The sequence below is a fragment of the Nocardioides sp. JCM 18998 genome, from assembly GCF_055391535.1.
The window spans coordinates 2,241,156-2,262,752 of record NZ_AP043886.1; the positions used below are offsets into that span (position 1 = coordinate 2,241,156).

General features: G+C 70.1%; 19 protein-coding genes and 1 tRNA gene. 15 read left to right on the forward strand and 5 right to left on the reverse strand.

The genetic code is table 11. From position 1 onward, the window contains the following. Nucleotides 1-31 precede the first annotated feature (31 nt). From mfd to ACZ5L9_RS10475, 7 genes are all read left to right on the forward strand, one after another. On the forward strand, nucleotides 32-3,625 hold the full coding sequence (mfd, locus tag ACZ5L9_RS10445; RefSeq protein ID WP_464527383.1) for a transcription-repair coupling factor: 3,594 nt from the start codon (nucleotides 32-34) through the stop codon (nucleotides 3,623-3,625). Between the two features lie 132 nt (nucleotides 3,626-3,757). Next, nucleotides 3,758-5,221 (forward strand): basic amino acid/polyamine antiporter, encoded by a 1,464-nt coding sequence (locus ACZ5L9_RS10450; protein ID WP_464527385.1) that lies wholly within the window; start codon nucleotides 3,758-3,760, stop codon nucleotides 5,219-5,221. A gap of 54 nt (nucleotides 5,222-5,275) precedes the next feature. Continuing rightward, nucleotides 5,276-6,517: an arginine deiminase gene (locus ACZ5L9_RS10455; protein ID WP_464536842.1), complete on the forward strand. Its 1,242-nt coding sequence runs from the start codon at nucleotides 5,276-5,278 to the stop codon at nucleotides 6,515-6,517. Nucleotides 6,518-6,831: 314 nt separating this feature from the next. Next, nucleotides 6,832-8,277 (forward strand): Na+/H+ antiporter NhaC, encoded by a 1,446-nt coding sequence (gene nhaC / locus ACZ5L9_RS10460; protein ID WP_464536845.1) that lies wholly within the window; start codon nucleotides 6,832-6,834, stop codon nucleotides 8,275-8,277. Nucleotides 8,278-8,342: 65 nt separating this feature from the next. Further along, on the forward strand, nucleotides 8,343-8,924 hold the full coding sequence (locus ACZ5L9_RS10465; RefSeq protein ID WP_464527387.1) for a DUF4916 domain-containing protein: 582 nt from the start codon (nucleotides 8,343-8,345) through the stop codon (nucleotides 8,922-8,924). Further along, nucleotides 8,924-9,352 carry a MazG nucleotide pyrophosphohydrolase domain-containing protein gene (locus ACZ5L9_RS10470; protein ID WP_464527389.1) on the forward strand — a complete coding sequence of 143 codons (429 nt, stop codon included), beginning with the start codon at nucleotides 8,924-8,926 and terminating at the stop codon, nucleotides 9,350-9,352. Before ACZ5L9_RS10465 ends, ACZ5L9_RS10470 begins: the two co-directional genes overlap by 1 nt. 170 nt (nucleotides 9,353-9,522) lie before the next feature. Next, nucleotides 9,523-10,470 carry a hypothetical protein gene (locus ACZ5L9_RS10475; RefSeq protein ID WP_464527391.1) on the forward strand — a complete coding sequence of 316 codons (948 nt, stop codon included), beginning with the start codon at nucleotides 9,523-9,525 and terminating at the stop codon, nucleotides 10,468-10,470. A 181-nt stretch (nucleotides 10,471-10,651) separates the two neighbouring features. Here ACZ5L9_RS10475 and ACZ5L9_RS10480 read toward each other — a convergent pair whose 3' ends face one another. Then, nucleotides 10,652-11,257 carry a malonic semialdehyde reductase gene (locus ACZ5L9_RS10480; RefSeq protein ID WP_464527393.1) on the reverse strand — a complete coding sequence of 202 codons (606 nt, stop codon included), beginning with the start codon at nucleotides 11,255-11,257 and terminating at the stop codon, nucleotides 10,652-10,654. Nucleotides 11,258-11,447: 190 nt separating this feature from the next. Here ACZ5L9_RS10480 and eno point away from each other — a divergent pair, with 190 nt between their 5' ends. From eno to ACZ5L9_RS10510, 6 genes are all read left to right on the forward strand, one after another. Continuing rightward, on the forward strand, nucleotides 11,448-12,725 hold the full coding sequence (gene eno, locus ACZ5L9_RS10485; protein ID WP_464527394.1) for a phosphopyruvate hydratase: 1,278 nt from the start codon (nucleotides 11,448-11,450) through the stop codon (nucleotides 12,723-12,725). A 121-nt stretch (nucleotides 12,726-12,846) separates the two neighbouring features. Continuing rightward, a complete protein-coding gene (locus tag ACZ5L9_RS10490; protein ID WP_464527395.1) occupies nucleotides 12,847-13,431 on the forward strand; it encodes an FtsB family cell division protein in 585 nt (194 codons plus the stop codon). A gap of 1 nt (nucleotide 13,432) precedes the next feature. After that, entirely contained in the window at nucleotides 13,433-13,951 is a 519-nt protein-coding gene (locus ACZ5L9_RS10495; RefSeq protein WP_464527398.1) for a DUF501 domain-containing protein, read from the forward strand. 4 nt (nucleotides 13,952-13,955) lie between these two features. Then, nucleotides 13,956-14,912, forward strand: coding sequence for a Ppx/GppA phosphatase family protein (locus ACZ5L9_RS10500; RefSeq protein WP_464527400.1), 957 nt, complete (start codon nucleotides 13,956-13,958; stop codon nucleotides 14,910-14,912). Nucleotides 14,913-14,916: 4 nt separating this feature from the next. Beyond that, a complete protein-coding gene (locus ACZ5L9_RS10505; RefSeq protein WP_464527402.1) occupies nucleotides 14,917-15,078 on the forward strand; it encodes a hypothetical protein in 162 nt (53 codons plus the stop codon). Nucleotides 15,079-15,180: 102 nt separating this feature from the next. Next, a tRNA-Leu gene (locus tag ACZ5L9_RS10510) sits at nucleotides 15,181-15,254 on the forward strand. Between the two features lie 7 nt (nucleotides 15,255-15,261). Here the strand turns inward: ACZ5L9_RS10510 and ACZ5L9_RS10515 are convergent. The 3 genes from ACZ5L9_RS10515 to ACZ5L9_RS10525 form a co-directional block, all read right to left on the reverse strand. Continuing rightward, on the reverse strand, nucleotides 15,262-15,888 hold the full coding sequence (locus ACZ5L9_RS10515) for an MBL fold metallo-hydrolase (RefSeq protein WP_464527404.1): 627 nt from the start codon (nucleotides 15,886-15,888) through the stop codon (nucleotides 15,262-15,264). A gap of 17 nt (nucleotides 15,889-15,905) precedes the next feature. Next, nucleotides 15,906-17,030 (reverse strand): S-(hydroxymethyl)mycothiol dehydrogenase, encoded by a 1,125-nt coding sequence (locus tag ACZ5L9_RS10520; protein ID WP_464527406.1) that lies wholly within the window; start codon nucleotides 17,028-17,030, stop codon nucleotides 15,906-15,908. A gap of 82 nt (nucleotides 17,031-17,112) precedes the next feature. Then, nucleotides 17,113-17,958, reverse strand: coding sequence for a TIGR03619 family F420-dependent LLM class oxidoreductase (locus ACZ5L9_RS10525; protein WP_464527409.1), 846 nt, complete (start codon nucleotides 17,956-17,958; stop codon nucleotides 17,113-17,115). A 152-nt stretch (nucleotides 17,959-18,110) separates the two neighbouring features. Here ACZ5L9_RS10525 and ACZ5L9_RS10530 point away from each other — a divergent pair, with 152 nt between their 5' ends. After that, entirely contained in the window at nucleotides 18,111-18,971 is an 861-nt protein-coding gene (locus ACZ5L9_RS10530; protein WP_464527412.1) for a Bax inhibitor-1/YccA family protein, read from the forward strand. A gap of 11 nt (nucleotides 18,972-18,982) precedes the next feature. Here the strand turns inward: ACZ5L9_RS10530 and ACZ5L9_RS10535 are convergent, their stop codons facing one another. Continuing rightward, a complete protein-coding gene (locus ACZ5L9_RS10535) occupies nucleotides 18,983-19,966 on the reverse strand; it encodes an SGNH/GDSL hydrolase family protein (RefSeq protein WP_464527415.1) in 984 nt (327 codons plus the stop codon). 70 nt (nucleotides 19,967-20,036) lie between these two features. On the opposite strand from ACZ5L9_RS10535, the gene ACZ5L9_RS10540 reads away from it, so the two are divergent. After that, nucleotides 20,037-21,554: a cystathionine beta-synthase gene (locus ACZ5L9_RS10540; RefSeq protein ID WP_464527418.1), complete on the forward strand. Its 1,518-nt coding sequence runs from the start codon at nucleotides 20,037-20,039 to the stop codon at nucleotides 21,552-21,554. Nucleotides 21,555-21,597: the final 43 nt, after the last annotated feature.

The following is a 21,597-nucleotide window of genomic DNA, read 5'->3' on the forward strand; positions in this document are numbered from 1 at the left end:
CCTGACACCAGCCGCCGTAGACTCGGCCCACGTGACCCTCTCTCCGCTCGCCGGTCAGCTCCTCGCCAGCCCGCACCTCGCCGAGGTGCTCGAGGAGGCCCAGGGCGGGAGGGTGCTCGCGCTCGACGTCACCGGCCCCGAGGCACTGCGCCCGTTCCTCGTCACCGGCCTGGTCCGGGCCGGCCGGACCGTGCTGGCCGTGACCGCGACCAGTCGCGAGGCCGAGGACCTGGTCAGCGACCTCGGCGACCTGATCGGCGCCGAGCGGGTCGCCTACTTCCCGAGCTGGGAGACGCTGCCGCACGAGCGGCTCAGCCCCCGCTCGGACACCGTCGGTCGCCGCCTCGCGGTGCTGCGCCGGCTGGTCCACCCGGAGAGCGCGGGCGAGACGTACGGGCCGCTCAAGGTGGTCGTCGCGCCGGTCCGCTCCGTGCTGCAGCCGCAGGTCAAGGGGCTCGGCGACCTCGCGCCGGTCGAGATCAGAAGCGGTGCGACAGCGGCGATCGACGACGTGGTGAAGAGCCTCGTCGACGCTGCGTACAGCCGCGTCGACCTGGTCGAGAAGCGCGGTGAGTTCGCCGTCCGCGGTGGCATCGTCGACGTCTTCCCGCCGACCGAGGAGCACCCGCTCCGCGTGGAGTTCTGGGGCGACGAGGTCGAGGAGATCCGCTCCTTCGCCGTCGCCGACCAGCGCACCGTGGAGAAGAAGGAGCGGGTCTGGGCGCCGCCGTGCCGCGAGCTGCTGCTGACCGACGAGGTCCGCGCCCGGGCGAAGGCGCTCGGCGAGGCACACCCGACCCTCATCGAGCTCACCGACAAGATCAGCCAGGGCATCGCCGTCGACGGGATGGAGTCGCTCGCCCCGGTCCTGGTCGATGACATGGAGCTCCTGGTCGACCTGCTCCCGCCTGACGCCAGCATCCTGGTCTGCGACCCCGAGCGGGTGCGCCGTCGCGCTCACGACCTGGTCGCCACCGCCGAGGAGTTCCTCGGCGCGAGCTGGGCGGCCGCGGCCAGCGGCGGCACCGCCCCGATCGACCTGTCCCAGGCCTCCTACCAGGAGCTCGGCGACGTCCGCGCCCACGCGATCGCCTCGGGGCTGCCGTGGTGGTCGGTCAGCCCGTTCGGCCTGGGGGAGGTCTCGACAGGCTCGACCTCCGGGGACTCGACCTCCGGGGCCTCGACCTCCGACGGGATCGACGCCGCGACTGTCGGCGTCCCCTCGCGTGCCCTCCCGGTGAAGGCCGCCGAGAGCTACCGCGGTGACCTTCCCGCCGCCATCCGCGACCTGGCCCGGTGGCGCGAGGAAGGCTACCGCGTCGTCGTCGTCCAGCCCGGCCACGGCCTCGCCCAGCGCACCGTCGAGCAGCTCGGCGAGCACGACGTACCCGCCCGGCTGGCCACCGACGCCGAGACCAGCAAGCCGCGGGTCAACGTCGTCACGGTCATCCAGGGCACCCTGCAGCACGGCTTCATCGACGACGAGCTCAAGCTCGCCGTCCTCACCGGCGAGGACATCTCCGGGCAGAAGTCCTCGACGCGCGACATGCAGAAGATGCCGACGCGGCGCAAGAAGCAGATCGACCCGCTCGAGCTCAAGCCCGGCGACTACGTCGTGCACGAGCAGCACGGCGTCGGCCGCTTCGTGGAGATGAAGCAGCGCGAGGTCGGGGGAGCGGTCCGCGAGTACCTCGTCCTCGAGTACGGCGCCTCCAAGAAGGCCGGCCCGCCGGACCGGCTCTATGTTCCGGCGGACGCCCTGGACCAGGTCACCCGCTACGTCGGCGGCGAGGCCCCCAGCCTCGACCGCCTCGGCGGCGCCGACTGGCAGAAGCGCAAGGCCAAGGCGAAGAAGGCGGTCAAGGAGATCGCCGGCGAGCTGATCAAGCTCTACGCCGCCCGTCAGGCGACCAAGGGCCACGCGTTCGGCGCCGACACCCCCTGGCAGCGCGAGATGGAGGACGCGTTCCCCTTCCAGGAGACCGCCGACCAGCTCTCCGTCGTCGACGAGGTCAAGGCCGACATGATGCGGCCGATCCCGATGGACCGACTCGTCTGCGGCGACGTCGGCTACGGCAAGACCGAGATCGCCGTACGGGCGGCCTTCAAGGCGGTCCAGGACGGCAAGCAGGTCGCCGTCCTGGTGCCGACGACGCTGCTGGTCAACCAGCACCTCTCGACGTTCGTCGAGCGGATGTCGGGCTTCCCGGTCAACCTCCGAGGGCTCAGCCGCTTCCAGACCGACAAGGAGGCCAAGGAGGTCATCGCCGGCCTGGCCGACGGAACGGTCGACATCGTGGTCGGCACCCACCGGCTCTTCAACAAGGACATCCGGTTCAAGGACCTCGGCCTGATCATCGTCGATGAGGAGCAGCGCTTCGGCGTCGAGCACAAGGAGGAGATGAAGCGGCTGCGGACCAGTGTCGACTTCCTCGCCATGTCCGCGACGCCGATCCCGCGCACGCTCGAGATGTCGATCACCGGCATCCGCGAGATGTCGACGATCACCACCCCGCCCGAGGAGCGCCACCCGGTGCTCACCTACGTCGGCGGCTACGAGGACCGGCAGGTGGTCGCGGCCGTACGCCGGGAGCTGCTCCGCGACGGCCAGGTCTTCTACATCCACAACCGGGTCGACTCGATCGACAAGGCCGCCCAGCGGATCCGCGACCTCGTCCCCGAGGCGCGGGTCGCGGTGGCGCACGGCCAGATGAACGAGAAGCAGCTCGAGCAGGTGATGCTCGACTTCTGGGAGAAGACCTTCGACGTGCTGGTCTGCACCACGCTGGTCGAGTCCGGCCTCGACGTGTCCAACGCCAACACCATGATCATCGAGCGCGCCGACGCGCTGGGCCTCAGCCAGCTGCACCAGCTGCGCGGCCGCGTCGGGCGCAGCCGCGAGCGCGCGTACGCGTACTTCCTCTACCCGAGTGAGAAGCCGCTCACCGAGACCGCCCACGAGCGGCTCGCCACCCTCGCGCAGCACTCCGACCTCGGCGGCGGCATGGCGATCGCGATGAAGGACCTCGAGATCCGCGGCGCGGGCAACCTGCTCGGCGGTCAGCAGTCCGGTCACATCGCCGATGTCGGCTTCGACCTCTACGTCCGCCTGGTCGGCGAGGCGGTCAGCGACTACAAGGGCACCACCGAGGAGCAGTACGAGGAGGTCCGCATCGAGCTCCCGGTCGATGCGCACCTGCCGCACACGTACATCCCCTCGGAGCGGCTGCGTCTGGAGATGTACAAGCGCCTCGCCGAGGTGCGCGCGGACGAGGACGTCGACGCCGTGGAGTCCGAGCTCAAGGACCGCTACGGCGAGCCGCCGGTCGAGGTGATCTCGCTGCTCCTGGTGGCGCGCTTCCGCGCCCGTGCGCGGCAGGCCGGCGTGACCGAGGTGACGCTCGCGGGCAAGAACGTCCGCTTCGCCCCGGTCTCGCTGCCCGAGTCGCGCCAGGTCCGGCTCCAGCGGATGTACCCGAAGTCCCTGGTCAAGGCGCAGTCCGACACCATCTTGGTGCCGCGGCCGGTCTCGACGGGCTTCCCGGCCAAGCCGCTCGACGGGATCGCGCTGCTGGAGTGGGCCCGGGTGGTCATCGACGCGGTCATCGACCCGCAGGAGGGCTGAGTCGACGAGCCAGGTCGGCGTGACCTGCCCTCGCGAAACAGCCACTATCGAAACGGACGGTCCCTCGCTAGGTTGAGGCTGGCCAGGGGCTCCGCTTCAGGAGCCGTGCGACTCGGCCCTGAGGGGGCTTCGATGAGCAGTGCTGCGATCGACGATGCGGCGGCGACGGTGGAGCCGACCGCGAAGATGAGCGTGCCGACGCTGACGATGATGGTGATCGGCAGCATGGTCGGCGCAGGGGTGTTCTCGCTGCCCGCGCGCTTCGGGGTGGCGACCGGCATCCTCGGCTCGCTGATCGCGTGGGCCGTCGCGGGTGCGGGCATGTTGATGCTGGCATTCGTCTTCCAGAACCTGGCGATCCGCAAGCCCGAGCTCGACTCCGGGGTCTTCATCTACGCGAAGGCTGGATTCGGCGACTACGTCGGGTTCAACTCCGCGATCGGGTTCTGGGCCAGCGCGATCGCAGGCAACACCTTCTACTGGGTGTTCATCGGGGCCACGATGAGCACCTGGGTCGACGGGTTCGGTGACGGCGACACGGTTCTGGCTGTCGCATTGGGAACCGTCGGGGTCTGGTCCTTCCACTACCTGATCGCTCGTGGTGTGCGTGACGCCGCGGTCATCAATCGGATCGTGACGATCTGCAAGATCGTCCCGATCCTGGTGTTCATCGTGGTGCTGCTGTTCTCGCTCGACACCGGCGTCTTCGCCGACAACTGGATCGCCACCGGGTACGGAGACTTGGGCAACCTCGGCGAGCAGGTCCGCAGCACCATGATCATCACGACCTTCGTCTTCCTCGGGATCGAGGGTGCCACCGTCTACTCCCGCTACGCCAAGAAGCGCGAGGATGTCGGCAAGGCCACGGTGCTCGGCTTCCTGAGCGTGCTGTCGGTCTTCGCGCTGGTGACGCTGTCCTCCTACTCGGTGGCGACCCAGCCCGAGATCGCCGCCACCCGCCAGCCGTCGATGGTCGGCATCTTCGAGGGCGTCGTGGGCAGCTGGGGCAGCCATTTCATCAGCATCGCGGTGATCATCTCGGTGCTCGGGGCGTACCTCGCCTGGACGCTGATGGCCGCCGAGGTGATGTACATCCCGGCGCGACAGGACGACTTCCCCGAGTTCCTGGGTCGCGAGAACGCCAACGGCACGCCGATCACCGCACTCGTGGTGTCCTCCCTGGCGGTCCAGGGCCTGCTGGCAGCGACCCTGGTGCTCACCGACGCGCTCAACTTCATGCTCGACCTGTGCACGAGCCTGGCCCTGATCCCCTACTTCCTGGCCGCGGCCTACGCGCTCAAGATCGGCCTGACCGGCGAATCGTACGAGAATGCGTCCCCGTCGGTCAGGCGCAAGGAGACGATCGTCGCCGGCATCGCGGTGGCCTACACGATGTTTCTCTTCGATGCCGCCGGGCTGAAGTTCCTGCTGCTGTGCACCGTCATCCTGGCGCCGGCCACCCTGCTCTACGTCAAGGCCCGCAGCGAGCACGGTCGTCGCCTGTTCAGCCCGACCGAGATTGCGCTGTGCGCGATCGTCGTCGGTGCCGCCATCGTGGGCGCCGTGGGGCTGTGGACCGGCCGCATCACCATCTGATTCGTCGTTCCAGTCGTCCTCGTACCCCTGAAAGGCAAGGCCATGACCGAGTCCGTGTCCGCGACGTACGGTGTCCACTCCGAGGTCGGCAAGCTGCGCAAGGTGCTGGTCTGCCGGCCCGGGCTGGCCCATCGTCGGCTCACCCCGAGCAACAACGACGAGCTGCTCTTCGACGACGTGCTGTGGGTGGAGAACGCCCAGCGCGACCACGCCGACTTCGTCAACAAGATGGTCCAGCGCGGCGTCGAGGTGGTCGAGCTGCACGACCTGCTCGCCGAGACCCTCGACGTGCCCGGGGCCCGCGACTGGGTGCTGGACCGCAAGGTCGAGCCCAACCACGTCGGCCTCGGCCTGGTCGAGGGCACTCGCGCCTACCTCGAGTCGCTGCCCGCCAAGCAGCTCGCCGAGCTGTTGATCGGTGGGATGGCGGTCAACGACCTGCCCGAGGACTTCCGTACGGACTACGTCAGCCTCGCGCGCGAGTCGACCGGCGTACGGGAGTACCTCATGTCGCCGCTGCCCAACACGCTCTACACCCGCGACACCACCTGTTGGCTCTACGGCGGGCTGACCATGAACCCGCTCTACTGGCCGGCCCGGCAGGACGAGACGCTGCTCTACAAGGCGATCTACGCGCACCATCCGGACTACGTCGGCTCCCAGGTCTGGTGGGGCGATCCGGAGCAGTCGTGGGGGAGCGCCACCTTCGAGGGCGGCGACATCATGCCGGTGGGCAACGGCGTGGTCCTGATGGGTATGAGCGAGCGCACCTCGCGCCAGGCCATCACCCAGGTGGCCGCCTCGTTGTTCGAGCAGGGAGCGGCGACCAAGGTGGTCGTGGCCGGGATGCCGAAGCTGCGCGCGGCCATGCATCTCGACACCGTGATGACCTTCGCCGATCGCGACATCGTCACGATCTACCCGAGCATCGTCGACCACGTCCACGCCTTCACGCTGCTGCCCTCCGACAAGGCACCGGGTATCGAGGTGATCGACCACGGCAGCGAGCGGTTCGTCGACGTGGTGGCGACCTCGCTGGGCCTGCCGAGCCTCAACGTGATCGAGATCGGCGGCGACGTCTACGCCTCCGAACGCCAGCAGTGGGACAGCGGCAACAACGCCGTCGCGCTGGAGCCCGGAGTCGTCATCACGTACGACCGCAACACCGTCGCCAACACCGCGCTGCGCAAGGCCGGCGTCGAGGTGATCACGATCGTGGGCGCCGAGCTCGGCCGCGGCCGCGGCGGTGGGCACTGCATGACCTGCCCGATCGTCCGCGACCCGGTCCAGTTCTGACGCCCCACACACCCCCGGGCCTGAACCCGGTACCGGAGGTGACGAGGGTCAGATTCGTACCATCCGGAGGCAGTGGCGACTGGAACGATCGCAGCCATGGATGCGCGTGAGGTCAACCTGACGCTCGACCTCCGCCTCGCATCGGCGAGACCCGGCGCCGCCAGCGACCGCAACCCGGCTGGTCTGGGTCTGGCTGACGCCGCCCGCCCTCATGACCTATCCAGCGGCCGCCCTGGCGAGTAGGTTGACGACGATTGCGGATCGCGGCTCTTGACCGGGGGTTTGCTGTGTCGAATCATCGCGACGTCGGCACAGTGCGAGCGCCGTCCCTGGTCGACGCACTGGTTCCTCTGGGCGCCTTGGCGGTCCTGATCGCGGGCTCCCTGACCCTCTTCGGGCTCGATGCCCTCGACGGTCCGATCCAGGTGGCGCTCCTTCTGGCGTGTGCGGTCGCCGCCCTGGTGGCGATGAAGAACGGACATCACTTCGATGCTGTGCGCGAGGCGGGCATGGGTGCGATCTCGTCGGTGACCAGCGCGATCTTCATCCTGTTGGCCGTGGGCGCGCTGATCGGGGTATGGAACCTGAGCGGGACGATCCCGACACTGGTCTTCTACGGCATCAAGATCCTCTCCCCAGGGTGGTTCTACCCCGCCACCGCGATCATCTGCGGCATCGTCGCGCTCAGCATCGGCAGCTCGTGGACCACCTCGGCGACCATCGGTGTGGGCCTGGTCGGTATCGCTCACCTGATCGGCGTCTCGCCGGCGATCACGGCCGGTGCCGTCATCTCTGGGGCCTATCTGGGCGACAAGACCTCACCACTGTCGGAGACCACGATCCTGACCGCCCAGCTCGCCGACGTCGAGGTGCACGAGCACATCAAACGCCAGGTGTGGACCTCGGTGCCCGCCTTCGCGGTCGCGGTCATCGTCTTTACGATCTTCGGGGTGGCCGGTCCAGAGCCTGCTGTGGTGGACACGAAGTCCGAGCTCGCCGACCTCGACAAGATCTTCTGGATCACTCCGCTGGCTCTGCTGCCGCTCGTGTTGCTGGCGGTGTTCTCGGTGCGCAAGGTGCCTGCTTCTCTGGCGCTGTTGGCCTCCACGCTGTTCGCCGGCATCCTCGGCGCGTTCCTGCAGCCGCACGTCTACACCGATTTCGTCGCCGGCCCCGGCAACAGCGTGGTGGAGTCGATCAAGGCTGTCTGGCTCGCAATGAGCAACGGGTTCTCCATCGACTCCGGCATCACCGAGGTCGACCGGCTGCTCTCGCGAGGCGGGATCGACAGCATGCTGCTGACGATCGCCTTGATCTTCACCGCCGTCACCTTCGGCGCACTGCTCGAGGAGTTCGGCCTGATCGCGCGCCTGGTCGACCCGATGATCGCGGCCGCTCGGAGCACCGGACGCCTCTTCGTGGCCGTCTTCGTGTGCGGTTTCGGACTCAACCTGATCGCCGGCGACCAGTACATCGCACTGGTTCTTCCGGGCCGGATCTTCAAAGCCGAGTTCGCCCGGCGCAATCTCGCCGCGACCAACCTGTCTCGACTGGCCGCCGACAGCGCCACCGTCACCTCGCCGCTGGTGCCGTGGAACTCGTGCGGCGCCTTCATGGGCGCCACCCTCGGCGTCTCGACGCTGCTGTACCTGCCCTACGCCATCTTCTGCTACGTCAGTCCCGCGCTCAGCGTGCTGTACGGATTCACCGGCTTCCGCATCGAGAAGACGGTCGACGAGCCGGCGGCCCGGAGTGCATGACAGCCGGCGGTGCTCGACCGGCCGGTCGGATCTGCGCGCGTGGTGAGGTCTGGCAGGATCACGCCATGACCATGGAGGCGTTCGGCGAGCAGAACTTCCCTGAGGAGCCGGGGTGGTCCGACCCCCTGGAGAAGCAGCAGGGCTGGCTGTCGGAGGAGGAGCTCGCCGAGTCCCGTGGTCGCGTCCCGATCCTGTACGTCGAGGCGCTCCCGGTGCGGGTCGGCCACGACGGACGGGTGCTGGAGGTGGGGCTGCTGCTGCGCGGCTCGCCCGTGACCGGCACGATCAACCGGACCCTGGTCTCGGGGCGGGTGCTGCACGGCGAGCGGGTCCGCGACGCGCTGATCCGGCACCTGGAGAAGGACCTCGGCCCGACCGCATTCCCGGCCCTGCCGCCCTCGATCGTCCCCGCAGCGGTGGCGGAGTACTTCCCCTGGCCCGGCGAGCGGCTCAGCGACCCGCGCCAGCACGCCGTCGCGCTGGCGTACGTCGTGCCGGTGACCGGCGAGTGCCAGCCGCGCCAGGACGCGCTCGAGCTGACCTGGCTCACGCCCGAGGAGGCGGCGGAGGAGTCGGTCGGCGCGGACCTCGAGGGTGGCCGCGGCGCGCTGCTGCGTCAGCTGTTGCACCACGCCGGCGCTCTGTGATGGCGGAGGTCGAGCCCGTCGAGAACCAGGCAAGCGGGCAGGCGAGCGGGCAGGGGCTCATCGACTTCCTGGCCACGATGAGGCTGATGCGTGAGCGCTGCGCCTGGAAGGCCTCGCAGACCCACGACTCGCTCGCGCGCTTCCTCGAGGAGGAGTCGGCGGAGGTCCTCGAGGCGATCGAGGAGGGCGACCCGCAACACCTGTGCGAGGAGCTCGGCGACCTGCTGCTGCAGATCTACTTCCATGCCGCGATCGCTGAGGAGCGCGGCGACTTCACCATGGACGACGTGATCGCCGGGCTGCACGCCAAGATGGTCCGCCGCAACCCGCACGTCTTCGACCCGGCGGTGGCCGCCGGCGGCCCGTACACACTCGAGGAGATCGAGGAGCAGTGGCAGGCGGCGAAGCGGGCTGAGCGGGACGGGTGAGGCCCAAAGTGTCACGGTGATAGTTCGCAACTGTCACGGTGATACTTCGCGCCTGGAGTGACACTTTGAACTGTCACGAATGCCGCAAAGTGTCACCGTGACACTTTGGGTTTTCCACAGCCTCGAGACTGCCAGGAGTAGACCGGTCGAAGTCTGCCCATGCTGATGGCATGACCGATCCCGTTGATCCGCGCGAACTGCTCGTCTCGACCCGCCTGCGCCGTCTGGAGGGCGGCGAGCCTCCGCATCGCGATCCGGATCTCGCTCGGATCCGCCGCGGCTACTTCAAGCCGCGAGCAGCCGAGCTTTCGGCATCCGACGATCACCGGCTGCGGATCCTGGCCACGGCCGAGGCCCGGCGCGGGACGCTGACCTTCTCGCACACCTCGGCGGCCGTGCTCTGGGGCTGTCCCGTGATGCGGCCCCAGATCGAGTACGTCCACGCCACCCAACCCGGTGTCGCGCGCCGTACCACCGCGGGCACGAGGATCCACCGCAGCGTGATTCCCGCGGGCCACATCCGCGAGCTCCCGAACGGGCTCAGCGTCACCTCGCGGGAGTGGACGGCCGTCGACCTGGCAGCGACCGGCGAGCTGCCGTACGCGCTCCTTCCGCTCGACCACCTGCTCTCCGCGATCGCCCGCGAGCAGCAGATGGCGCTGGATGACGTGCAGTCGGAGCTGATCGCCCTCGTCCCGAAGTCGATGAAGGGGCGCCAGCGTGCGGATCGGCTGCTGCGGCTCGCCGACGGCCGCTCGGGCTCCGCCGGCGAGTCGCTCAGCCGCGGTCAGATGGTGCTGCTCGGCGTCCCGATGCCGGAGCTCCAGGTGGCCTTCTCGCGTGGCGATCAGCCGGGCGACGACATCGTCGACTTCGATTGGCCGGAGCTGGGGAGGTTCGGGGAGTTCGATGGTGAGGGGAAGTACTTCCGGCGGGAGTACGCCGGCGACCGTACGCCCGCACAAGTCCTCTGGGACGAGAAGGGCCGCGAGGACCGGATCCGCCGCCATCGCCCGCACGGAGTGCGCTGGGGGTGGCGGGATGCGGTGGCGCGGGAGCGGCTCGGTCGGATCCTCGCCCGGGCCGGGATCCGGGCCGCCGCGTCAGTGTCACCGTGACAGTTGCGAACTATCACCGAGACAGTTCGGGGCAGAAGTGACAGTTCAAGGTGTCACTTCTGCCGCGAAGTATCACGGTGACACTTTGCGAAACGGCAACCGCGCACCTGGGCCCCGCGGTGTCGGGGTCAGGTGCGCGGTCGTGGTGAGCGCCTTGTGGGCGCTCAGGTCGCAGAGCCGATCAGGCCCAGGCGACGGCCTTGTCGGCGTCGACGCGCGGCAGGCGGTCGAACCACGGGTTCTCGCCCGGGTGACCGATGTTGACGACCATCACGGTCGTCCAGTCGCCCTCGGGGAAGAACTCCTTGTCGATGCCGTCCTTGTCGTAGCCGGCGATCGGGCCGGCGGCGAGGCCGGCGGCACGGGTCGCCAGGATGAAGGCACCCTCCTGCAGGGCGGCCGAGTGGTAGCCGGCGCCGTGGCGGGCGTCCTCGTCGGCGGCGAAGTAGTCCTTCATCTCCGGGCGGATCGGGAAGACGTTCGGGATCTCCTCGTGCCAGTTCTTGTCGTACGCCAGGATCGCGGTGACCGGAGCGGCGGTCGTCTTGGCGACGTTGCCCTCGGCGATGTGGCCCAGGAGGCGCTCCTTGCCCTCGGCGGTGCGCACGAAGACGACGCGCAGCGGCTGGGTGTTCGCCATGGTCGGCGTGAACCGGGTGAGCTCCCAGATGTCGCGGAGCTCGTCGTCGGTGACCGGGGTGTCGGCGAAGGAGTTGGAGGTCCGGGCGCCGGTGAAGACGATCGCGCGGCCGGCCTCGTCGAGCTTCTGAAGGGTCGTGGAAGTCATGCCGCATTCAACTAACTCCGCCGCGAGCCTATTCCGCCCTGAGCGGAAATGCGTGGAGAGGCCTGGGTCACACCGGCTCCGACCGCCCCGTCGCCCAGGGCGCGGGGCCGCACGTCGGGCGGTACCTGCCGGTAGGAATCGGGCCGACTAGGCTTCTGTCGCATCTTCCACAGACTTACAGGAGTACACCGTGGCAGCCATCGAAGCAGTCGGAGCACGCGAGATCCTCGATTCCCGAGGCAACCCGACCGTCGAGGTCGAGGTCCTCCTCGAGGACGGTACGTTCGCCCGCGCCGCCGTCCCGTCCGGCGCCTCCACCGGCGCCTTCGAGGCTGTCGAGCTCCGTGACGGCGGCGACCGCTACCTCGGCAAGGGCGTCCAGAAGGCCGTCGTGAACGTGATCGAGACCCTCGCGGACGCGATCGTCGGCCTCGACGCCTCCGACCAGCGCGAGATCGACCAGGCGATGCTCGCCGCCGACGGCACCCCGAACAAGGCCAACATGGGCGCGAACGCCATCCTCGGCGTCTCGCTGGCCGTGGCCCGCGCCGCCGCCGACAGCGCCGGCCTCCCGCTCTACAAGTACGTCGGCGGCAACAACGCCCACGTCCTGCCCGTCCCGATGATGAACATCCTCAACGGCGGCGCGCACGCCGACTCCAACGTCGACGTCCAGGAGTTCATGATCGCCCCGATCGGCGCGCCGACGTTCGCCGAGGCGCTGCGGATGGGCGCCGAGGTCTACCACGCGCTCAAGTCGGTGCTGAAGGAGAAGGGCCTCTCGACCGGTCTCGGCGACGAGGGCGGCTTCGCCCCCAACCTCGAGTCCAACCGCGCCGCGCTCGACCTCATCGGCGAGGCGGTGGCCAAGGCCGGCTACACGCTCGGCACCGACATCGCGCTGGCGATGGACGTCGCCGCCTCCGAGTTCTGCAAGGACGGCGTCTACACATTCGAGGGCCAGCAGAAGACCAGTGCCGAGATGACGGCCTACTACGCCGACCTCGTCGCCAACTACCCGATCGTCTCGATCGAGGACCCGCTCGACGAGGACGACTGGGAGGGCTGGAAGACCATCACCGACGAGCTCGGCGGCAAGGTCCAGCTCGTCGGCGACGACCTGTTCGTCACCAACGTGGAGCGCCTGCAGCGCGGCATCGCCGGCGGCCAGGCCAACGCGATGCTCGTCAAGGTCAACCAGATCGGCTCCCTGACCGAGACGCTCGACGCGGTCGAGCTCGCGCACCGCAGCGGCTTCACCAACATGATGTCGCACCGCTCCGGCGAGACCGAGGACACCACCATCGCCGACCTCGCCGTGGCCACCAACTGCGGCCAGATCAAGACCGGCGCCCCGGCCCGCTCGGACCGCGTCGCGAAGTACAACCAGCTCCTCCGCATCGAGGACGAGCTCGGCGATGCCGCCCGCTACGCCGGCGCCGCGGCGTTCCCGCGCTACAACGCCTGATCCCAGCGCGTACGACGAACCGCCCCCGGCCGATCCGGCCGGGGGCGGTTCTGTCTCCGGGCCGACGCGACCCTCGGCGGGGGAGACCCGGAATCGGCCACTCGGTTGGCACAATGACGCCGTGGCACAGCAGCGATCGGGCAAGCGCGGACCCAAGGGGCGGACCGGCCCCGGACGAGCCTCCGCGCCGCGCACCGGCCGCCCGCTCGGACCGGGTGGCGACACCGGCTCCCAGCCGCGCACCGAACCCGCCGCCCGTACGGGCAGGGCAGCGGCCCGGCCGCGGGTGACGGGCCGGATGGGCGTCTTCATCCTGGTGCTGCTGGTGCTGGTCGTCTCGTACGCCTCCTCGCTCAAGGCCTATCTGCAGCAGCGTCACCAGATCGACACCCTCACCTCGCAGATCGCCGAGCGGGAGAAGGCGATCGCCGACCTGCAGGACCAGAAGAGCCGCTGGAACGACCCGGCCTACCTGGAGCAGCAGGCGCGGGAGAAGTTCGGCTACGTGATGCCGGGGCAGACCGCGTACGTTGCTCTCGACGCGAACGGCGACCCGATCAAGCCGTCGGGCAAGCTCAGCTCACCCGGCTCGGTCGGCAAGCCGCAGGTGCCCACGGCCTGGTGGAGCCAGGTGTGGAGCAGCGACCTCATCGCCGGCAACCCGCCCGCCACCGGCACACCCCCAGCAACGAAGATCGGACAGTGAAGTGAGCATCGACCCTCGCGACGAGGCGGCCATCGGCGCCCAGCTCGGCCGGGTGCCGCGCGGGATCCACGAGATCGGCCACCGTTGCCCGTGCTCGCTGCCCGACGTGGTGACCACCGAGCCGAGGCTGCCGGACGGCACTCCGTTCCCGACGACCTACTACCTGACCTGCCCCCGTGCCGCGTCGCGGATCGGGCGGCTCGAGGGCGACGGCGTGATGAAGGAGATGGAGGCCCGGCTCGCCTCCGACCCCGAGCTCAAGGCAGCCTACGAGCGCGCCCACGAGGCCTACCTCGCCGCTCGCGGCGAGATCGGCCGCGGCGCGGGCCTGGACGTCCCCGAGATCGAGGGCATCTCCGCTGGCGGCATGCCCGAGCGGGTCAAGTGCCTGCACGTCCTCGCCGGCCAGTCGCTGGCCCAGGGGCCGGGAGCGAACCCGCTCGGCGACGAGGTCCTCGCGACGCTCGGCGACTGGTGGGCGTCGGGCCCCTGCGTGGATCTCCCCGCCGACGAGGCGTGAGGTGGTGCCGGAACCCGCGGGCCGTACGGTCGCCGCGATCGACTGCGGCACCAACACGATCAAGCTGCTCATCGCCCGCTCTCGGACGGACGGCGGCGGCAGGCGCGACCTCGCCGACCTTGTCAGGGAGATGCGGATGGTCCGGCTCGGTCAGGGCGTCGACGCCACCGGCGAGCTGCACCCCGACGCGCTCGAGCGGACGTTCGCCGCGATCGACGAGTACGCCGCGCTGATCCGCGAGCACGACGTCACCCCCGAGCGGATCCGCTTCGTCGCCACCTCGGCCAGCCGCGACGCCCGCAATGCGTCCGTCTTCGTCGACGGCGTCCGCGAGCGGCTCGGCGTCGAGCCGGAGGTCGTCCCGGGTAAGGAGGAGGCGGCGCTCGCGTACGACGGTTGCATCCGCAACCTGCGTGAGGAGCCGGCGCTGCCGGTCGTCGTGATCGACATCGGCGGCGGCTCGACCGAGCTCATCCTGGGCGAGTCGATCGAGGGCGGCCCGGCGGATGCCTTCTCGATGCAGATCGGCTCGGTGCGCCTCCAGGAGCGCCACCTGCACAGCGACCCGCCGAGCGAGACGGAGATCGCCGCCTGCGTTGCCGACGTCGAGGCCGCCCTCGACGCCTGCCCGGTCGACCCCGCGCGGGCCGCCACCGCGGTCGGCGTCGCCGGCACGATCACCCAGCTCGCGGTCGGCCACCTCGACCTGGCCGAGTACGACCGCGGCGCCACCGACCAGCTCCACATCCCGGTCGCCGAGCTCGACGCCCTGGTGCGGCGGCTGCTGGCCATGACGGTCGAGGAGCGCAGGGCGCTGCGCTGGATGCACCCGGGTCGTGCCGACGTGATCGCGGCCGGAGGTCTCATCCTCAGTGCCGTGCTGCGCCGTACGGGAGTCGAGGAGCTGATCGTCTCGGAGTCCGACATCCTCGACGGGATCGCCTGGTCCATCACAGACTGAGCAGGTGAAGAAGCTCATCGTGCTCGCGGCCGTGGTCGCCGGCGTCGCCTATGCGGTCAAGTTCAAGCCCGAGCAGCTCAAGGCGCTCGGAGCCCGGATCACCAGCGATCCGCGGGTCCAGTCCGCGCTCGCCACCGCCACCGAGAGGACCGGTCGGCGGCACTGAGACGGAGGGCGCGAGAATACGGACAAGGGGCGCGGCAAGCCGCGCCCCTTGACTCGCGGGTACCGGTCGAGATTCAGCGCTGATCGCGACGGGCACCCGCGAGCCCCTGTATCCCAATCGGCAGAGGAAGCCGCCTTAAAAGCGGTTCAGTGTGGGTTCGACCCCCACCGGGGGCACTTCTCTTTACTTTTCGTCGGTGTCGTCAGGGCTGTTGGCGCCGATCCGGTCGCGCTCGGCGCCGATGGTGGTGTCCTCGCCGTGGCCGGTGTGGACGACCGTCTCCTCGGGGAGGGCGAAGAGCCGCGCCCGGATCGAGTCGACGATCAGGTCGGCGTCGCTGTACGAGCGCCCGGTCGCACCCGGGCCTCCGTGGAACAGGGTGTCCCCGGTGAACACGCAGCCCAGCTCGGGTGCGTAGAGGCAGATGGCGCCCGGGGCGTGGCCCGGGGTGTGGATGACCTCGAGGGTGGTCCCGCCGACCTGGATGACCTGCCCGTCGGTCAGGATGCCGTCCCAGGCACGGTCGCCGTGGGTGAGCCGCCACAGCGGCTCGTCGTCGGGGTGGAGCAGGATCGGGGCGCCGGTGCGCTCGCTCAGCTCGGGCGCCACCCGGACGTGGTCGTCGTGGGCGTGGGTGCACACGATCGCGGTGACCGTACGGCCCGCGACGACGTCAAGGATGCCCTCGACCGAGTGCGGCGCGTCGATGACGACGCACTCGGCGTCGTCGCCGACGACCCAGAGGTTGTTGTCCACCTCGAAGGTCTCACCGTCCAGGCTGAACGTGCCGGACGTGACTCCGTGGTCCACGCGAGCGGTCGACGCCGTCACAGGATCACGACCGAGCGCAGCACGCTGTGGCCTTCGGGGGCGTGGTGCATCTTCGCGAAGGCGGCCTCGATGTCGCCGATGCCGATCTCCTCGGTGACGAAGGCGTCCAGGTCGAGCCGGCCCTGCTGGTAGAGGTCGACCAGCATCGGGAAGTCTCGACTCGGCAGGCAGTCGCCGTACCAGCTGGACTTGAGCGCGCCGCCGCGGCCGAAGACGTCGATCAGGGGCAGGTCGGGCAGCTTCATGTCCGGGGTCGGGACGCCGACCAGGACCACGGTGCCGGCCAGGTCGCGGGCGTAGAACGCCTGCTTCCAGGTCTCGGGGCGACCGACCGCCTCGATCACGACGTCGGCGCCCTCGGCACCCTCGTAGACGTTCGCGCAGATCTCCTTGATCGCCGCCACGGCGTCGACCTGCGAGGAGTCGACCGTGTGGGTCGCACCCAGCGCCTTGGCCTGCTCGAGCTTCTTCGCATCGATGTCGACGGCGATGATCGGGTTCGCCCCGGCCAGCGCGGAGCCGGCGATGGCGGCCACGCCGACGCCGCCGCAGCCGATCACGGCGATGGACCTGCCGCGGGTGATCGCGCCGGTGTTGAGGGCGGCTCCGATGCCCGCCATCACGCCGCAGCCCAGCAGGCCGACCGCCGCCGGACGCGCCGAGGGATCGACCTTGGTGCACTGCCCGGCCGCTACCAGCGTCTTCTCCGCGAAGGCGCCGATGCCGAGCGCGGGGGAGAGCTCCGTGCCGGCATCCGGTCCTTCGGCGAGGGTCATCCGCTGCTTCGCGTTGTGCGTGTTGAAGCAGTAGTGCGCCTCGCCGCGCTTGCAGGCGCGGCACTCGCCGCAGACCGCGCGCCAGTTGAGGATCACGAAGTCGCCCGGCGCCACCTCGGTGACGCCCTCGCCTACCGCCTCGACGACCCCGGAGGCCTCATGGCCGAGCAGGAACGGGAACTCGTCGTTGATCCCGCCCTCGCGGTAGTGCAGGTCGGTGTGGCAGACCCCGCAGGCCTGCACCTTGACCACCGCCTCGCCCGGACCCGGGTCGGGAATGTTGATCGTGACGAGCTCGACCGGCTCGCCCTTCGCCTTCGCGACGATGGCCTTGACCTGCTGCATGGGGCACCCCTTCTCACGTTCGCCTGTGCTGCGCTGGCAGCGTATCCGGCGGGGATCGGGCGGCTCCCGCGAGGCGATGGAGTCAGGGCGCGGAGAGCCCGAGCCGGGCGGCGAGCCTGTCGAGATGGGCGAGGACGGTGTCGGGCTCGGCGTCCGGGACCCCCCAGATGAGCTCGTCGGCGACGGCCCACTCCGCCATGTCCTCCGGGGTGGGCCGGCGGGCGACGAGGATGCGGATGTCGGGCTTGCCCTCCCGTCCCGCGGCCTCCCACTCGCCCTGCAGCTGTTTGACCTTGTCGCCGATGCCCGCCTCGGTGGGCGTCGTCATCCAGCCGTCCGCATGCCGGGCGATCCAGCGCATCGTCTGCGGGCCGCCGCCCGCGCCGACGATCGTCGGGATCCGGCCCTGGGGCGGCTTGGGGTAGGCCCAGGACGGACCGAACCGGACGAACTCCCCCGCGTAGGCGGCCTCCTCCTCGGTCCACAGCGCCCGCATCGACTCCAGGTACTCGCGCAGCGCGGTGCGGCGCCGATCGCCCGGCACGTGGTGATCGGCGAGCTCGTCGGTGTTCCAGCCGAAGCCGACGCCCAGGGTGACCCGGCCGCCGGAGAGGTGATCGAGGGTGGCCAGCGTCTTGGCCAGCGTGATCGGGTCGGACTCGACCGGCAGCGCGACGGCGGTGGCCAGTCGGATCCGGGTCGTCACCGCGGCGCAGGTGGCCAGCGACACCCACGGATCGAGGGTCCGCAGGTAGCGGTCGTCGGGCAGGTCGGCGCCGCCGGTGGGGTGCAGCGCATCGCGCCGTACGGGGATGTGGGTGTGCTCTGGCACGTAGAACGTGTCGAACCCGCGCTCCTCGGCCGCCCGGGCCAGCGCGGCCGGGGTGATGCCGCGATCGGAGGTGAAGAGGACGAGTCCGTTGCGCATGGGCTCACGGTAGAACACGTTCTACCTTCCGGGAAGGGCTGCCGGGAACGCACCGGGCCCGTCGCTCGTTCGACCGGGTAAGACATCCCTAGGATGGGGGTGTCAGGTTGCCGTCAGGGTGACGCAGCCACAACGGGCTCCAAGGAGAGACCATGCCTAGCAACAACCCGGTGTTCCGCAACTCGGACGAGTTCAAGGCGGGCTACAACGCGTACGGCAACGCCACGTACGCGGGCAACGGCTCGGCCCACGCCGGCTACGGCAACGACCCGTCCACCTGGAGCGTCGGCACCCCGGGTGGTCCGAGCGCACCGGCGCGCACCACCGGACCGATGACGATCGACTCGGTCGTGCAGCGCACCACGATCACCCTGGTGGTCGTCATCGCGGCGGCCATCGCAACCTGGGCGATGACGCCTGCGATCACCGCGGAGAACCTCGACAAGCTCGGCCCGCTGTACTCCGCCGCCACGATCGGCGCCCTCGGGGCGTTCGTGCTGTCGCTGGTGAACTCGTTCAAGAAGGTCATCAGCCCGGCTCTGGTGCTCGTCTTCGCCGCCTTCGAGGGTGTCGCCCTGGGCGCGCTCAGCAAGATCTTCGACGCCCAGTTCGGCAGCAGCGTGGTCACCGGCGCGGTGCTCGGCACCTTCGCCGCGTTCGCCGGCACCCTGGCGGCGTACAAGTACTTCGACATCCAGGTCGGCAACAAGTTCCGCACGATGGTGATCGGCGCGGTCCTCGGCATGGTCGGGCTCTCGCTGCTCGAGCTGGTCCTCGGGATCTTCGGCGGCGGCCTCGGCCTCTTCGGCTTCGGTGCGCTCGGCCTGCTCACCTCGGTGATCGGCCTGGCCCTCGGCGTCTTCATGCTGGTGATGGACTTCGACTTCGTCGAGCAGGGCGTCCGCAACGGGCTGCCGGAGGGTGAGTCCTGGCGAGCGGCCTTCGCGATCACCGTCAGCCTGGTGTGGGTCTACACCAACCTGCTGCGCCTCCTCGCGATCCTCCGCAACTGACGGAGCAGAGCTCAGGAGCGGCGGGCGCGAGTCCGCCGCGCCACCCGAGGCCGCTTGGCGACGCGCACCCAGATGCGTCCCAGGCGGCCTCGCGGCTTTGCGATCGGACCCAGCTCCGTACCCGGGGTGTTGACCGCGCGCAGTGCGGCGGCCGCGATCGGCAGGGCCGGCTCGCCGCGGTAGGTGGCCAGCTCGGCCTGCTCGTCGCCGAGGAGGCCGAGCGCCGCGAGCGCCGAGGGGAGCAGGACCTCGGCGAGCGCGGCGTATCCCGCGGTCGAGGGGTGGAACTTGTCCGGCCCGAACAGGAAGTCGCGGTTGGCGGTGAACTCCGGGCCGAGGATGTCGGCCAGCGACACCGTCCGGGCGCCCGCGCGCACCGAGCGGATCGTCTGCTCGGCCGCGATGCGGCGCGACCAGGCGCGGGCGAGGTGGCGCAGCGGGGGCAGCACCGGCTTGATCGACCCGAGGTCGGGCACGGTGCCGACCAGGACGGCGACCCCGCCCTCGCGCAGCTTCTCCACCGCCCGGGCCAGATGGCTCGAGGAGACGCTCGGGCGCACCAGGTGGGTGACGTCGTTGGCGCCGACCAGGATCACCGCGACGTCGGGCCGGTAGGCCAGCGCTCGCTCGACCTGGATGTCGAGATCGGAGGAGAGCGCCCCGACGACGGCCAGGTCGCGCAGGTTCACGCGGCGACCGGACCAGTCCGCCACGCCCTGTCCCAGGAGGGCGCCGGGCGTCTCGGGGGCGTCGACCAGGCCGTAGCCGGCGGCGCTCGAGTCGCCGAGCAGCGCGACCGTGATCGGGGGCTCGTCGGCCCGCGGTCCGTCGGTGCCGTACATGCCGGTCGGGTCCGGGGGAGGGATCAGGTCGACGGCGTTGATCGTCGCGTATGCGAACTGCGCCTCGGCGAAGAGCACGGCGAAGGCGGCGCCGCCGAGGGCAGCGGCGATGCCGCCCGCCCGCAGCACGCGGCGTCGCTTCGACCTGCTCACGCCCCAACCCTACGAAACCCCTGTCGCACGTCGCGCGCGGCTCCCTCGGTCCGTCCCGTACGGTGCAGGCATGGAGTACGTGGACTCGGTCCTGGACCTGATCGGCGACACCCCGCTGGTGCGGCTGCGGCGCACCCTGGACCAGGGGGTCTCGACAGGCTCGACCTCCGTTGGCGTCTCGACAGGCTCGACCTCCTCTGGCGTCTCGACAGGCTCGACCTCCGTTGGCGTCTCGACAGGCTCGACCTCCTCCGGGGTCTCGACTGCCGACGGGCCGCTGGTGTTGGCGAAGGTGGAGTACCTCAACCCGGGCGGCTCGGTGAAGGACCGGATCGCGACCCGGATGATCGAGGCCGCCGAGGCGTCCGGCGCCCTTCAGCCCGGCGGCACGATCGTCGAGCCGACCTCGGGCAACACCGGCGTCGGGCTCGCGATGGTCGCCCAGGAGAAGGGCTACAAGTGCGTCTTCGTCTGTCCCGACAAGGTGTCGGAGGACAAGCGCAACGTGCTGAAGGCCTACGGCGCCGAGGTGGTGGTCTGCCCCACCGCCGTGCCACCGGAGCACCCGGACTCCTACTACAACGTCAGCGACCGGCTCGCCGGCCAGCCGGGCGCGTGGAAGCCCGACCAGTACTCCAACCCGCACAATCCGCGCTCGCACTACGAGACCACCGGCCCGGAGATCTGGGCGCAGACCGAGGGCCGGATCACGCACTTCGTCGCGGGCGTCGGCACCGGCGGCACGATCTCGGGCATCGGGCGCTACCTCAAGGAGCAGAACCCGGCCATCCAGGTGATCGGCGCCGACCCGGCGGGCTCGGTCTACTCCGGAGGCACCGGGCGCCCCTACCTCGTCGAGGGCGTCGGGGAGGACTTCTGGCCCGAGACGTACGACCGCGAGATCGCCGACCGGATCATCGAGGTCTCCGACGCCGACTCCTTCGCCTTCACCCGCAGGCTGGCCCGCGAGGAGGCGCTGCTGGTCGGCGGATCATCCGGGATGGCCGCGTTCGCGGCACGCCAGCTCGCAGCCGAGCTGGCCGCCGGGGGCCGTACGGATGCGGTGATCGTCGTCCTGCTGCCCGACTCCGGGCGCGGCTACCTCACCAAGGTCTTCAACGACGCCTGGCTGTCGCAGTACGGCTTCCCGACCGGCACCGCGCAGCCGACCCAGACCGTCGGCGACATCCTGCGCGGCAAGTCCGCCGAGAACGGGCAGAGCCTGCCGGCGCTGGTCCACACCCACCCGAGCGAGACCGTCGCGGAGGCGATCCACATCCTGCGCGAGTACGGCGTCAGCCAGATGCCGGTCGTGCGCGCGGAGCCGCCGATCGTCGCCGCCGAGGTGGCCGGATCGGTCTCCGAGCGGACCCTGCTGGACGCGCTCTTCGCCGGGGAGGCACACCTGACCGACCCGGTCGAGCAGCACATGTCGGAACCGCTGCCCACCATCGGCACCACCGAGGACGCCAAGGCCGCGGTCTCCCTGCTCGAGTCGTCGGACGCGGTCCTCGTGCACGAGGACGGCAAGCCGGTCGGCGTGCTCACCCGCGGCGACCTGCTCGGGCACCTGACGGGCACGGCCTGAGGGCTGGACGGGGAGTGGCACAGGCCACGTATGGACTTTAGGC